The 13996-nt window shown below is 69.2% G+C and carries 10 protein-coding genes and 1 tRNA gene; 4 read left to right on the forward strand and 7 right to left on the reverse strand.

The genetic code is table 11. From position 1 onward, the window contains the following. Positions 1–200: MGMT family protein (locus PKH97_RS06715; RefSeq protein ID WP_324386636.1), on the reverse strand; the 200-nt coding region annotated here is incomplete at its 3' end. Positions 201–942: 742 nt separating this feature from the next. On the opposite strand from PKH97_RS06715, the gene PKH97_RS06720 reads away from it, so the two are divergent. Next, entirely contained in the window at positions 943–1155 is a 213-nt protein-coding gene (locus PKH97_RS06720) for a helix-turn-helix domain-containing protein (RefSeq protein WP_324386637.1), read from the forward strand. Next, a complete protein-coding gene (locus tag PKH97_RS06725; protein WP_324386638.1) occupies positions 1152–2096 on the forward strand; it encodes a hypothetical protein in 945 nt (314 codons plus the stop codon). Before PKH97_RS06720 ends, PKH97_RS06725 begins: the two co-directional genes overlap by 4 nt. 278 nt (positions 2097–2374) lie before the next feature. On the opposite strand, the gene PKH97_RS06730 is transcribed toward PKH97_RS06725, so the two are convergent. Continuing rightward, positions 2375–2448: transfer RNA gene (locus PKH97_RS06730), tRNA-Thr, on the reverse strand. A 241-nt stretch (positions 2449–2689) separates the two neighbouring features. On the opposite strand from PKH97_RS06730, the gene PKH97_RS06735 reads away from it, so the two are divergent. Then, on the forward strand, positions 2690–4999 hold the full coding sequence (locus PKH97_RS06735; protein ID WP_324386639.1) for a protein kinase: 2310 nt from the start codon (positions 2690–2692) through the stop codon (positions 4997–4999). Positions 5000–5027: 28 nt separating this feature from the next. Here PKH97_RS06735 and PKH97_RS06740 read toward each other — a convergent pair whose 3' ends face one another. The 5 genes from PKH97_RS06740 to topA form a co-directional block, all read right to left on the reverse strand. Beyond that, positions 5028–6608 carry an alpha/beta hydrolase gene (locus PKH97_RS06740; protein WP_324386640.1) on the reverse strand — a complete coding sequence of 527 codons (1581 nt, stop codon included), beginning with the start codon at positions 6606–6608 and terminating at the stop codon, positions 5028–5030. Positions 6609–6678: 70 nt separating this feature from the next. Further along, a complete protein-coding gene (locus PKH97_RS06745; RefSeq protein WP_324386641.1) occupies positions 6679–7818 on the reverse strand; it encodes a DNA polymerase III subunit delta' in 1140 nt (379 codons plus the stop codon). After that, positions 7815–8441 (reverse strand): dTMP kinase, encoded by a 627-nt coding sequence (tmk, locus tag PKH97_RS06750; RefSeq protein ID WP_324386642.1) that lies wholly within the window; start codon positions 8439–8441, stop codon positions 7815–7817. The genes PKH97_RS06745 and tmk overlap by 4 nt, the downstream gene beginning before the upstream one ends. Before the next feature lie 10 nt (positions 8442–8451). After that, complete coding sequence (locus tag PKH97_RS06755; protein WP_324386643.1) at positions 8452–10050, reverse strand: AMP-binding protein; 1599 nt, start codon at positions 10048–10050, stop codon at positions 8452–8454. Between the two features lie 9 nt (positions 10051–10059). After that, complete coding sequence (topA, locus tag PKH97_RS06760) at positions 10060–12843, reverse strand: type I DNA topoisomerase (RefSeq protein ID WP_324386644.1); 2784 nt, start codon at positions 12841–12843, stop codon at positions 10060–10062. A gap of 147 nt (positions 12844–12990) precedes the next feature. On the opposite strand from topA, the gene PKH97_RS06765 reads away from it, so the two are divergent. Further along, a complete protein-coding gene (locus PKH97_RS06765) occupies positions 12991–13773 on the forward strand; it encodes a class III extradiol ring-cleavage dioxygenase (RefSeq protein ID WP_324386645.1) in 783 nt (260 codons plus the stop codon). Positions 13774–13996 lie beyond the last annotated feature (223 nt).

A 13996-nucleotide genomic window follows, 5' to 3' on the forward strand; every position in this document is an offset into this window, starting at 1 on the left:
CACCAAGGAATGTCATGGTCCCCGGCAGGTGTGGTCATCCAGGCGTCATTGTCGGGCCGGTTCCCGAGCACGTTGCCGACCGCGCGCGCATGATTACGAGTGAGGCCCACCCGCTCGGCAAGGTCGGCGTACGTGATCACGGTGCCCGCCGGGATGGCGCGAACTGCCGCATAGATGTCTTCGGGTTTGAGTCTGCCCATGCCTGATCCTCTCAGCATGGGCTGCCCCTGCGGCAGTTACACGGTTGGGCGCCGCGAGCACCCTGGCAGCGAAGGAGGAGACGTGTTGGCGACCAAGAGTGCACCCGCCCTCTGGGCGAAAAGGGGCACCCAGACCATGTAGCCCAACGCTTGAAGGCAGCGCAGACATCGCTCTGGGTACCGAGGGCAGGGTGATTGGGCAGAGGGGCCTCTGCAAACGGCAGACCAGAATCCCGCTCCGCTGTTCGGCACGGGCGCAGACTTATCACCGTCGAGGAGCTAAGCCCAACGGCTGATCCTGCCGAGTGCGTTTCCCACCTCCGTCATCGATTTCATGCATGACCACCCAGTTGTTGGTGAGGTCGACGATGAAGCCATCCGTGAATGCGGAGTCGTACGGGTCTCGCCATACCCGAGCAATCCGATGTGACTCAAGCGCCTCGGCCAGTAGCCTCAGCACCTTCTTGGGCTTCATGTGTCGCAGTACCCATGACGAACCACGGAGCCAGAAGGTTGCCGATCATGCACATGCTCGACAGGAAATGACGTCCGGATTCCCGCTGATCGCGGACGGGTATGAGGATCTCTGCCTGCCGCCAACAGACCGAGGCGCTGGGTGCATTTGCCCGTTGTGTGCGGCGCCTCCAAGCAGAGCAAGGACAAAGGCACGTCGCCTTGAACCTCACCGTGCCCCAACAACCACGTGTACCGGGAGGAGTTCGCCTGAGTCGAGGAGGCCCCCATGGACAGCGAGAAGGACACCGACAGCGTCAGTTTCCCGCGGTTGCTCACCTGCCGCGACGTCGCCGCCATCCTTTGCGTGCCGGTGTCCACCGTGCACCACTGGGCCATCCAGGGCGAGGGACCACCATCCTTCAAGCTGGGCAAGCACCGCCGCTTCGCAGCGGACGACGTCAAGCAGTGGCTCGCTGACGCGCGCCACCGTGCGGCGTGATCGAGCGGACGGTCCTGAAGTCCGGGAAGATCCGTTGGCGAGTCCGCTACCGCACCCCGGACGCCCGGCAACGCACGGCCACATTCGATCGCAAGGCCGACGCGGAAGCCTTCAAGGACGACCTGCGATCGCGCCTTCGCCGTGGTGACTTCGTTGACCCCCAGCGCGGTCGCATCAAGCTTCACGCCCTATGGGACGAGTTCGAGTCAGCGGACTTGGGGCACCTGCGCCAGAGCACGCGGCAGAACTACCGCATGGCCTCCCGCAACTTCCTCGACCATTTCGGAGCCTGGCCGATCACCAAGATCGAGCACGCCGACGTGGCGGCATGGGTCACGAAACTCAGCGAGGACAAGGGTCCCGAGACGGTGCGCTACGCCCACCGGGTGCTTTGTCTGCTTCTGGACTACGGAATGACGACCCGCCGACTCACAAGCAACTCGGCCCGAGGCGTCCGTCTCCCATCACGCCCACCAGCGCGGGACCGCATTCTCACCATGCCGGAGGTCGAAGCGCTCGCCGACCGGCTCGGTGAGGAGGGCGATCTAGTCCTCACGATGGCCCTGCTCGGGCTCCGCTGGTCCGAGTTGGCCGGCCTCAAGGTCAGCGACGTCGACCTTGTCCGATCCCGAGTCCGAGTCGTCGAGCGCGCCACTGAGGTCGGCGGGAGGATGGACGTGTCAGCTCCGAAAAGCCGAGCATCGGCTCGCACCATCGCGATCCTTCCGTCCCTGCGGAGCGTCATGGAGAACCGCGTCACCGGCAGGCCGAAGGCATCGCTCGTCTTCCCTGCCCCCGACGGCGGCTCCCTCCGCAACGGCAACTGGCGACGGCGCGCCGGATGGACCGCGGCGACCCGCGAGCTCGGCCTCGAGGGCCTCACGCTCACGATCTCCGGAGGACGTTCGGCAGTCTCGCTCGCTCTGCCGGCGCCGACCTGAGATTCATCCAGCGCGCCATGGGCCATGAGTCGATCACGAGGACAGCGAGGATCTACGCCTACCTCTACGACGAGAGCTGGACGCCGTCGCCGCAGCCCTGGACACCCTCCGACGGGATCCGAAGTGAACACTCGTCTGGACCGGGTATGCCAAAAATGTGCCACAACCGGCTCCAGCAGGTCCCGCGCAGGCGCTCACAGCGCAGCCCACCATCGCCGCCCCAGAAACCGCCCCTGAGCAGCAGAAACGCCCCCGACCGAAGTCGAGGGCGTCATCTGAGCCGCTTGTCGGAATCGAACCGACGACCTATTCATTACGAGTGAATCGCTCTGGCCGACTGAGCTAAAGCGGCGGGCGCTGGGCGTGTCGTCAAGTATACGAGACGGATCGCCGGGGCACCCAATCTCCGCCCCGCAGGTAGCGGCCTGGACATTGCGGCCGGCGAAGGTCCCTGGAAACGAGGACTACCGCGCGGCGGCCTCCGGCACGATCCTGGCGAGGATTGTGAGCGGGCCCAGCACGCTCGGTCCCTTCAGGAGGCACGTGATGAGCAGGCGCGGCATGCGTGGACTCGACCGCCGGACGGGGACGACATGGTAGGCGAGCGCAGCGCTCCCCCACCGGCCATCACGGGGTATACGCCGATCCAACGCATCAGTTCAGGCGGCTACGGCGACGTCCATCTCTATGACGAGCCACGGCTCAACCGCAAGGTTGCCATCAAGGTGATCCGGGACCCGCTCGCCGACCCGCACGTGCGTCAGCGCTTCGAGACCGAGGCGCACACCATGGCCAAGCTCGAACATCCGCATGTTGTGCGGATCTATGGCACGGGGACAACAGACGCCGGACAGCCCTTCATCAGCATGATGTTCTGCCCCAACGCAACGATGGCGGAACGCTGCGTCCGCGAGCACTTGAGCGTCGATGAGGTCCTGCGCATCGGCATCGCGATGAGCGGTGCCCTGGAGAGTGCCCACCGAGCGGGCATCCTGCACCGCGACGTCAAGCCGGCGAACATCTTGACGACACCCTGGGACGAGCCGGGGCTGTCGGACTTCGGGGTGGCTGCGAATGCGGCGGCCGCGGACGACGGCGACATCGGCGTGTCGATCCCCTGGTCCCCGCCGGAGATGCTGCTCGGCCGGGCCAAGGGGTCGCCGGTCACCGATGTCTACTCTCTGGGCGCGACGGTCTGGACCTTGCTGGTCGGGCGCAGCCCGTTCGAAATCCCGCGGGGCGACAACTCCCGGATGGCACTCATCGGGCGGATCAGCAATGCGCCGGTCCCGCGGACCGGGCGCAATGACGTACCGCCCGTGCTCGAGCAGATTCTGGCCCGGTCGATGGCCAAGGATCCGGCGGCGCGCTTCCGCAGCGCCGCTGACTTCGGTCGAGCCCTACAGTCGGTGGAAATCCGGTTGCAGCGGCCAGTGAGCAATATGGTCGTGCTTGGCGCGGGCACGGCCACCGAGGCGCGCAGCTGGCCGCGCGAGGAAGCCCTGTGGCTGAGCAATGACGACGACCCGCCCGGCGCGGCGTGGCCGTCGCGGCCCTACCCCCTCGCCACCGAAACCGCCGGTGGCCTGTCCCCGTCGGGTCCCGGTGGCCAAGCGTCGAGTGGCCAGGGAGTCGGCGCAGCGGCCTTCGGCGGGCAAGCCGCCGACGGGGCGTTCGTGCCGCCGAGTGCCACCGGCTGGGCACCCGGTGTATCTGCGGGGGGCGCGCCGAATGGCAATGCGCCCTGGACCACCGGGCCGGTGGGAGCGTCGGGGCTCCCCGCGACGTCGTGGTCGCCGATACCTTCTGGGCCGACCACCGGTGGGGCGACATCGTGGTCCGCGGCGGCTTCCGGCCAGCCGGGTGGTCTCGCACCTGGCTGGTCGTCGGGCCCGGACACCTACACCGCCAACACGGTGCTGAGGTCGCCGGTTGGGGGCGCCTCGCCGTCGGTGACGACCTCGCCGCCGAAGCGTTCGGGCAATCATGAACGCTGGGTCATCGGCGGCCTGGTGGCGGCCTGCCTGGCGGTGGCGATCCCCTTGGCCTGGGTGATCGTGGGGCACAAGAAGGCACCCGACAACCCCAGCCAGGCCGGGGGCCAGATCAGCACCAGTCAGGGAGCGACGACCGGCATCGCCGGGAGCACGACGAGCGCAGCGGCCGAGAGTGGCACACCGACATCCTCTTCCTCGCATCAACCGACCAGCACCGGGACGTCGTCCGGGTCGCAGCCGAGTAGCACCCCGACTCAGAAAGCATCTCGGCCCCCGTCGCGGAGCACCACCAGTGCCCGACCCTCCCCGAGCACAAGCCGGCCGGCGTCGAGTAGTACCCCGTCGCCGACAACGGCGACCACAGCCCCACCCCCGCCCACCCCGCCGATCCCCGTCAACGCCTTGCCTCCGGCCTTGTCAGTGGGTAGCGGTTGGACCTATGCCTCGTCGCCGTCCACTGAGCCAGTGCAGATCAGCACGGTTTTCGACCATGACTGCAATCAGAAATACGTGCCGACCGGTTCGCTCTCCAATACCCTTGTCGACCCGAACGGCCGGCACACCGAGATCCGGATCTCGCGGCTACCGGCGGGGCAGTCCAGCAGCGCGATGGCCGACATGGCCGTGATCATCGCCAACTGCCACTGGACCAGGGCCGGAGATGGACAGCCGCAGAGCGCCTTCGTCACGCCGTGGGACGGGCACGACCAGGGCTACCTCATCGAGCGGACGAACACGAAGACCGCCAGTGGCGTCCCCTGGGCCTATGTACCCGGCCTGGTCATGCAGGTCGTCGGCGACTACGTGATCATGGTCGAGTCGTCCTATCCCACCGTCGAGGAGGCATTGAGCGTCGCCGAGCAGGTGTCCGACCTAGTCGCCGACAATGTTCGCGCCAACGGGTGATCAGGGGTTCCTCGGGTCGCCTGCGGGTTCAGCAGCGCGTGCCGTCGGCGGGCACGGCGTCCTTGACGTAATAGTCGTTGATCGCGTTGTCGATGCAGGTGTTGGCCCGCATATAGGCCGTATGACCGTCGCCGTCCATCGTCAGCAGGACTCCCGACTCGAGCTGGCCGGCGAGGTCGACCGCCCATTCATACGGGGTGGCGGGGTCGCGGGTGGTGCCCACGATGACGATGGGAGCGGCGCCGGGGGCGGTGATCTTCTCGCCCTTCCCCGTGGGTTTGATCGGCCAGTTGCCACACACCAGGCCCGACCAGGCCAGCAAGCGCCCAAAGACGGGGGCCGCCTGCTCGGCGGCCTTCGCCCTCTCGCGGTAGACCGCCGGGTCGGCGCTGTCGCCATTGTCGAGGCAGTTGACGGCGTTGATGACCTGCATCAAATTGCCCGAGTAGCTGCCATTGGGGCGGCGCTGGGCGTAGTCGTCGGCCATCGCCATCAACTCGGTGCCGTCGCCGGCCACCACGGCGCGCAGCGCCTCGGTCAGGGCGTCCCAGCGGCCCTGGTCGTACATCGCGGCGGCGACGCCATAGGACGCCCAGCCCTCGGTCAGCTTGGTGACGCGCGCGTCCCCGGTGACCGGGGCCGCCGTGGCGTCAAGCTTCGCGAGCAGGTCGATCAGGCCGGTCACGACGGCGTCGACGTCCTTGCCCAGGGGGCATTTGCCAGACTCGACGCAATCCTGGGCCCACGCCTTGGTGGCAACGTCGAAGCCCTTGGCCTGGCCGACCGCGAACTGCTCCGGGGTGAGATTGGGCGCGACCGCTCCGTCGAGGACGAAGCGACCCACGCGGTCGGGAAAGAGACCCGCATAGGTGGCACCAAGGAAGGTGCCATAGGACTTGCCGAGATAGGTCAGCTTGGCATCGCCTAACGCGGCCCGCAGGATGTCCATGTCCTTGGCCGCCTCGACGGTCGAGACGTGCGGCAGCAGCGGGCCGGCATTCGCCTGGCAGGCGGCGCCGAAGTCCTTGGCCAGCCGGACCGCCTCATCCTCCTCGCTGCGGTCATCGGGGGTGGGGTCCTGCCCGAGGAAGGTGTCCATCTGCGCCGGCTTCACGCACTCGATCGGGGCCGAGGCCGCAACGCCGCGCGGGTCGAAGCCGACCACGTCGTAGGCCTTTCGGACCGGGGTCCCGACGATGAAATCGGCATACTTCGCGTAATCGACGCCGCTGCCGCCCGGGCCGCCCGGGTTGACGACCAGGGAGCCGAGCGCCGTGCCGCCGCCGCGGCGCGACACCTTGAGCACGCTGAGTTGAATGGTCGCGCCCTGCGGATCGGCATAGTCGATCGGGACGGTCAGCTTCGCGCACTGTGGGCCGCCGCAGTCGGACCAGGTGAGCGTCTGCTCGTAGAACTTCGCCAGCGCCTCCTGGCCAGGCGGGACCCGGTCGCTCGTGGCCAGCGTGGGCGACGCGGTGGCGTCACGGTCGAAGGGATTGGGGATGGTGCAGCCGGTCAGGGCGAGGCCCGCGCCGGCGAGCAGAGCGACCGCGCGTCGGTCAGTGCGCCGGTATCGCGGGACGGACGCGGGGCGGTGGCGGCGCGGCACGTCCACACGTTAACTCACGGATCTGGTGCGGAGCCGAGTGCCGCAGCGCCGGCGGGCGCTTTGGTGGTCCTCAGCGGGGCAGCTGCAGCGAGATCGCCATCGCTTCGAGCGCGAGCAGCGGCGGGACGTTCGCGGCGATCCGCTCGCGCGCCAAGCCGATGGCATCCATCGCCCGCAACAGGCCTTCGCTGCCGAAGGCGCGCCCGAGTTGGCCGACGACGGCGAGATTGTCTTCATTGACCAGGCCGACCCGTCCGCCCTGCCGCTGAACGAGAGCATCGCGATAGACCGACATCAGGTCGATCAAGGTCCGGTCGACGACATCGCGCGTGAATCGCGTGCCCCGGGTTTTCTGCTCCTTCTCCAGCGTGGCGAGTTGGGAGCGGATGTGGGGCGGTTGGGTGCGCGCGGCGGGATCCGCGCCGAGCGTCTGCATCAACCGCTCGCGTTCACGGGAGTTGCGCTCGGTCAGCGCCCCCTCCTTCTCCTCCTCGGCGATGGCCATCAGGTCCGCAGCCGCAGCAACAGCATCGCCGACGCCGCCGAGTTTGGCCGGCAAGGTCACGACCTGGCGGCGGCGGATCCGGGCGCCTTCGTCGCGGGCCAGCCGACGCGCGAGGCCGACGTGGCACTGAGCGGCCCGGGCGGCATACGTGGCCATGGCGGGGTCGATGCCGTCACGCTCGACGAGCAGCCGGGCGACGGCGGCGACGGGCGGAGTGCGCAAGCGCACGTGACGCGAGCGGGAGCGCAGGGTGATCAGGACGTCCTCGACGGAGGGGGCGCAGAGCAGCCAGATCGTCCGCGCGCCGGGCTCCTCGATCGCCTTGAGCAGGCTGTTGCCGGAGTGATCGGTGAGGCGATCGGCGTCCTCGACGATGATGACCCGCCACGCACCGACCGACGGTCGGCGGGCGGCGATCTGGACCAGGTCGCGCGCGAGGTCGACCTTGATCGAGAGGCCTTCGGTGGCGACGAGGTCGACATCGGCATGGGTGCCGTCGAGGGCGGTTCGGCATTCGCGACACTCGCCGCACCCGGCGCGCGGGCAGAGGAGCGCAGCCGCGAACGCCCGGGCCGCGACCGACCGGCCGGAGCCCGGCGGGCCGGTGAAGAGCCACGCGTGAGTCATGGCGTCGGGACGCGCGACGGCCCGCTGCAGGATCTCTAGGGCGGGCTCCTGGCCGACCAACTCGCTCCAGACGCTCATCGATTCGCCGCCATCAGGCCGCGCTCGATCAGGGCCGCGACGATCCGGTCGTGGATGGCGACCGGATCGAGCGAGCCGTCCACCACGGCATACCGCTGGGGGGCGGCGGCGGCCAGCGCGAGGAAGTGGGCGCGCACGGCAGCGTGATACTCGTCGGCCTCGGACTCGAGGCGGTCGTGCACGGCGCCGCGACGGCGACGGCCTTCCTCGGCGCTGATGTCCACGATGACGGTCAGGTCAGGGAGCAGGTCGTCGACGGCCCACATCTGCAGGGTGCGCACCTCCTCGGCGCCGAGCGCGCGGCCGGCGCCTTGATAGGCGACCGCGGAGTCGGTATAGCGATCGGTCAGCACGACCTGCCCGGCGGCCAGGGCGGGACGGACGACCTCCTCGACATGCTGTGCTTTGTCGGCGGCGAAGATCAGCGCCTCGGCGCGCGCGCTCATGTGGTCGCCGTGCAGGAGCAGATCGCGCAGAGCCCGGCCGAGTTCGGTGCCCCCGGGCTGGCGGGTGACGAGGACGCTACGGCCGAGCAGGGCATACGCCGAGGCGAGCAGCCGCACCTGGGTGGACTTGCCCGCCCCGTCGCCGCCCTCGAAGGCGATGAAGATCCCGTCACTCACGGCCGCCACCCTAGTGGGGGCCGGTGACACCGCCCTGCGCCTCCTTCGGCGCGAGCAAGGCGCTGAGGGCGACAAGCGAGACCTTGCCGGTCTCGTTGCGAGGTAACGCGTCGACGACGCGGACCTCCCGGGGCAGGGCGAAGCGCGAAATGTGACCGCGCAGTGCCGCGCGCACGGCCTCCCCGTCGAGGTCGGCGCCCGGAGCGGCCACCACGAAGGCGATCAGGCGCTGGCCGAACTCCGGGTCCGACACGCCGAGGACGGCGGCTTCGGCCACGCCGTCGAGCGCGCAGAGCGCGTCCTCGACCGCGGCGGGATAGACGTTCTCGCCACCGCTGACGATCATCTGATCGACCCGGCCGTCGACGTAGTAGAGCCCGTCCACATGGCGTCCGAGGTCGCCGGTGGCGATCAGACCGTCGTGCCGGTGACTGTCTGCCCCGCCGAGGTAGCCCTCGAAGACCATCGAGTTCGCGACATAGAACTGCCCCACGTCGCCGTCGGGGACTTCGGCGAGGTCGGCATCCAGGAGCGCGACCCGAGTCGCCAGCGGCGGGGTGCCGGCCGTGTCGGGATGCGCGCGCAACTGCTCCGGGACCGCGATCGTCACCCAGGACGCCTCAGTCGAGCCGTAGAGGCTGTAGAGCACGTCTCCGAAGTCGTCCATAAAGGGCACCGGCAAGGTGGCGGGCAGCCGCGATCCGCTTGTCGCCACCACCCGCAGCGCCGGCGGCCGCGGCCCAGTGTTCGCCGACCGCCACTCGTGCAGCCGCTGGATCATCACAGGCACGGCAAACATCACCTGGCAGTCGTGCTCGACCAGATCGGCGTAGGCCGTGGCCGGCTCGAACCGCCGCCGCAGCACGATCGTCGCCTGCAGCCCGAAGCACAACTGCAGCGCCGCAAAGCCCCACGTATGGAAAATGGGTGCGCTGATCAGGACGCGATCCGCCGCGTGTAACGGAATGCGCTCGATGATCGCGACGAAGGAGTCGACGCCTCCGGGATTGCGCCGCGGGGCACCCTTGGGTGTCCCTGTCGTGCCGCTGGTCAGCACGATGACGTGGCCCCGACGCGCGGGCGGGCGCACGGCACGCCCCCGTCCGGCCGGGCCGTCACCGAGGGCCATCAGGCCAGCCAGGTCGAGGGCCGCGACCGCGGTCTCGGCGAGGAGTGGGCCGAATTCCTCGTCGTGCACCACCAGACCGATCCCGTATGCCTGCGCGGCCGCGGCCAGTTGCTCGGCGGCGAATCCGGTGTTGAGCAGGACGACGTCACCGCCCAACTGGTCGATGGCGAGCATCGCGATCACCAGGTCGCGACTATTGCGTGCCAGCACGGCGACGCGATCCCCGGGACGCACGCCGCGGGCGAGCAGCACGCGAGTGACGCGCTCGGCTTGGGCGATCAACTCGGCATACGTCAGGCGGCCGGACTCATCGACGATCGCGATGCCCGACGGGCGGCGCGCCGCCGCCCCGCGAGCCTCGCCGCTCAGGCCGAAGCCCCAGGTCGTCAGGGCCCGGACCTGACCGAGGCTGCGGTGTGGCAGCGTCGGCTGGAGCAGGCCGCGGCGCGCAAGCACGCTGACGATCTGATCGGGGCGCATGGCCCGAGCCTAGGAGGTGCGAGGCTTGCGGGTCGTCGTCGTGCGGGCAGCCGTCTTGCTCGCGGAACTCTTTGTCGTCGTGGTTTTGCGGGTGGTGGTCTTGGCCGACTTCTTGGCCGCCGCGCGCTTGCGCGGGGCCGGTCCCTTGGCCCGCTTCTCGGCCAGGAGCTCGAAGCCGCGCTCGGGCGTGATGGTCTCGGCGTCGTCATCGCGCCGCAACGTCGCATTGGTCTCGCCGTCGGTGACATAGGGTCCGAAACGCCCGTCCTTAACGGTGACCGCCTTGCCGCTGACCGGGTCGGCGCCGAGTTCGCGCAGCGGCGGCTTGGCTGCCGCCCGCCCGCGGACCTTGGGCTGGGCATAGATCGCCAGCGCCTCGTCGAGGGTCAGGGTGAACAGTTGCCCCTCGGTCTCCAGCGAGCGGGAGTCAGTGCCCATCTTCAGATAGGGCCCATAACGACCGTTCTGCGCGGTGATCGGGACGCCGGTCTCCGGGTGCTGCCCGAGCGTGCGCGGCAGGGAGAGCAACTGCAAGGCGGTGTCGAGATCGACGCTCGCCAGGTCCATATCCTTCAGCAGCGAGGCGGTGCGCGGCTTTGGCGCCGCCGTCTTGCGGGTCGTGGTCGTCGCCGGCGCCTCGGGCAGGATCTCGGTGACATAGGGCCCGAAGCGCCCGGCCTTGGCGACGATCTCGTGGCCGGTGGCCGGGTCGACCCCCAGGCTGCGGCCGTCGTCGGCGGACATCGCGAGCAGCCCGCGAGCCTTCTCCGGCGTCAGGTCGGCGGGCGCGATGTCGTCGGGGATCGAGGCGCGCTTGGGCGCGACCGCGGCGCCCTCGGTCATCTCGCCGGTCGCGGGGTCGACGCCCTCGGGGGCGACCTCCTCGACATACGGGCCGTAGCGGCCGACGCGCACGGCGAGACCGTCACCGATCTCGATGGTGGAGATGGCGCGCGCGTCGATCTCGCCGAGGTCCTCGACCAGATCGCGCAGGCCTTCGGCGGAACTCGCCTCGTCGCCGAAGTAGAAGCGGCGCAGCCACTGCACCCGGTGGGCGTCGCCGCGGGCGATGTCGTCGAGGTCGGCCTCCATCGCCGCGGTGAAGTCGTAGTCGACCAGCCGGCCGAAGTGCTCCTCCATCAGCCGGGTGACGGCGAACGCCAACCAGGAGGGCACCAGCGCGCTGCCCTGGGTGGAGACATAGCCGCGGTCCTGGATCGTCCCCAGCGTCGACGCATAGGTCGACGGGCGGCCGATCTTCTTCTGTTCCAGGGCCTTGACCAGGGTGGCTTCCGTATACCGCGGCGGCGGGACGGTCTCGTGGCCTTCGGCCTCGACGCGGGCGACGTCCAACCCATCGCCCTCGTCAAGCTGGGGCAGGCGGCGCTCTTCCTCGGCGGCGACCTTGGCCGCCTTGCGCCGGCGCGAGTCCTCCTCGTCGCGGCCTTCCTCATAGGCCGCGAGGAAGCCGCGGAAGGTGATCACCGTGCCGCTGGCACTGAACTCGGCAACGCGGCCGTCGGGCAGGGTGCCGGCGACCTTGACGGTCGCGGTCGACCCGGTGGCGTCGGCCATCTGGGAGGCGACGGTGCGCTTCCAGATCAACTCGTAGAGCGCGTATTCGGCGCCCCGCAGCTCACCGGAGACCTGCGCCGGTGTGCGGAAGACCTCGCCCGCCGGGCGGATCGCCTCGTGCGCCTCCTGGGCGCCGGCGTTACTGGAGCGGTAGTGGCGCGGTGCGTCGGGAACGTAGGCCGCGCCATACATCTCGCGCGCCTGGCTGCGGGCAGCGCTCAGCGCGGCCTGCGACAAGACCGTGGAGTCGGTGCGCATATAGGTGATGTAGCCGTTCTCGTAGAGCCGCTGCGCCACGCGCATCGACTCCTTGGCCGACATCCGCAGTTTGCGGGAGGCCTCCTGCTGCAAGGTGGAGGTGATGAAGGGCGCGGACGGCCGACGGGTGTAGGGCTTGTCCTGCACCGAGGTGACGCGCACCGGCACCTGGGCGATCGAGTCCGCGACGAGTCGAGCACCGGCCTGGTCCAGCTGCACCGCCTTGGCATGGGTGAGCACGCCACGGTCGTCGAAGTCGCGGCCGGTCGCCACCCGGTGCTCGTCCAGCGCGGTCAGGCGGGCGGTGAACTCCTCGCCGGCGGTCGTCGCGAAGTCGGCCTCGACGTCCCAGTAGGACGCCGCCCGGAAGGCCATCCGCTCACGCTCGCGCTCGACGACCATCCGGGTCGCCACGCTCTGCACGCGGCCGGCGCTCAGGCCCGCGCGGACCTTGCGCCACAGCACCGGTGAGACCTCGTAGCCATAGAGCCGGTCGAGGATGCGCCGGGTCTCCTGGGCGTCCACGAGATTGGTATCGATCTGGCGGGTGTTGGCCGCGGCGCGCTGGATGGCGTCGCGGGTGATCTCGTTGAAGACCATCCGCTTGACCGGGACCTTCGGCTCGAGCGCCTCGAACAGGTGCCAGGCGATCGCCTCCCCCTCGCGGTCCTCATCGGTGGCGAGGTAGAGCTCGTCGGCGTTCTTGAGCAGGCGCTTGAGCTCGGCGACCTTCTTCTTCTTGTCTGCGTCGACGATGTAGTAGGGCTCGAAATCGTTGTCGACGTCGACCCCGAACTTGCCGAAGGGACCCTTCTTGATCTCCGCCGGCATCTCCGAGGGCGTCGGGATGTCCCGGATGTGCCCAATCGAGGCCTCGACGTCGAACTCCGGTCCCAGATAGGCGGAGATGCTCTTGATCTTCGCCGGGGACTCCACAATGACGAGCTTGCGCCCGGCCACGCCCACCACAACCTTTCGACCCGGCCCGAAGGAGCCGGGCGCCACATATCGGGAGCACGGTATACCGAGCCCCCCGGCTCCCGTCGAACCGCACCGACCTCCCCCTACATAGTTGAATCTTAAACTTCAACTGCTATGCTGGGCCGTATGACCGATCGTGCCCCCGTCCTCTACCTCAGCCACGGCGCGCCGCCGCTTGCCGATGACGCCACTTGGAAGGCCGAACTGGCCTCGTGGTCAACGCAATTGGCCCGGCCGAAGCAGATCTTGATGGTCTCGGCCCACTGGGAGGCAGCGCCCATCGCCATCAGCGCCTCCGCGCGGAAGGTCCCGCTCCTGTATGACTTCTGGGGGTTCCCACAGAAGTACTACGAGGTGACCTACGACGCCCCCACCGCGCCCGACCTCGCAGCCGATGTCGACCGGTTGCTGGGCGGGGTGGTCCAGCGCGATGAGTCCCGCGGTCTTGATCACGGTGCTTATGTGCCGCTCGTGGAGATGTACCCCGACGCCGACATCCCGGTGCTGCAGCTCTCGATGCCGACGCTGGAGCCGCGGGCGTTGTTCGAGGTCGGTCGCGCGCTGGCACCCCTGCGCGACGCGGGGACGATGATCGTCGGCTCCGGCTTCACCACGCACAACCTGCGCTGGTTCAACCCGGGTGCGCCGGCCGACGCGCCCGCCCCCGCCGCGTCCGTCGAGTTCGACCACTGGGCGGCCGAGGCGATGGCCACCCAGGACGTCGACGCGCTTCTCGACACCGACCACCGCGCACCCGCTGCGCGGATCGCCCACCCCCGCACCGAGCACTGGGCGCCTCTCTATGTGGCGCTCGGGGCCGCCTATGCCGGCGGGTCGCTGGCCAGCACCAGCGTGGTGGACGGCTTCTGGTACGGCCTGTCTAAGCGGTCCTGGCAATTCGCGAACTGATCGAGCGCCCCGGCTCATGACGTATCACGCGTGCCGGACCGGCCTCTCTTCGAGTGAGGCAGACCACCCCGGGCCGCTGGCCGGAGCGCCTCCCCGGCGGCCCGGCCGGGCAGGCCTACCATCGCCCCCATGGGGGTCATTCGTCGATCGGCGCTCGCGGCTAAAGAAGGAAATTCTACGAATTGGAAGCTGATCGGCCGATAGCTGAAAAACGCTGGAGCAT

It is taken from the genome of Nostocoides sp. (genome assembly GCF_035343835.1).
GTDB lineage: Bacteria > Actinomycetota > Actinomycetes > Actinomycetales > Dermatophilaceae > Nostocoides_A > Nostocoides_A vanveenii.

Bases quoted from the DNA above. Each gene is read 5' to 3' on its own strand.
- PKH97_RS06745 (WP_324386641.1), bottom strand. From the start codon at position 7,818: ATGAGCGTCTGGAGCGAGTTGGTCGGCCAGGAGCCCGCCCTAGAGATC.
- PKH97_RS06765 (WP_324386645.1), top strand. From the start codon at position 12,991: ATGACCGATCGTGCCCCCGTCCTCTACCTCAGCCACGGCGCGCCGCCG.
- PKH97_RS06755 (WP_324386643.1), bottom strand. From the start codon at position 10,050: ATGCGCCCCGATCAGATCGTCAGCGTGCTTGCGCGCCGCGGCCTGCTC.
- PKH97_RS06720 (WP_324386637.1), top strand. From the start codon at position 943: ATGGACAGCGAGAAGGACACCGACAGCGTCAGTTTCCCGCGGTTGCTC.
- PKH97_RS06735 (WP_324386639.1), top strand. From the start codon at position 2,690: ATGGTAGGCGAGCGCAGCGCTCCCCCACCGGCCATCACGGGGTATACG.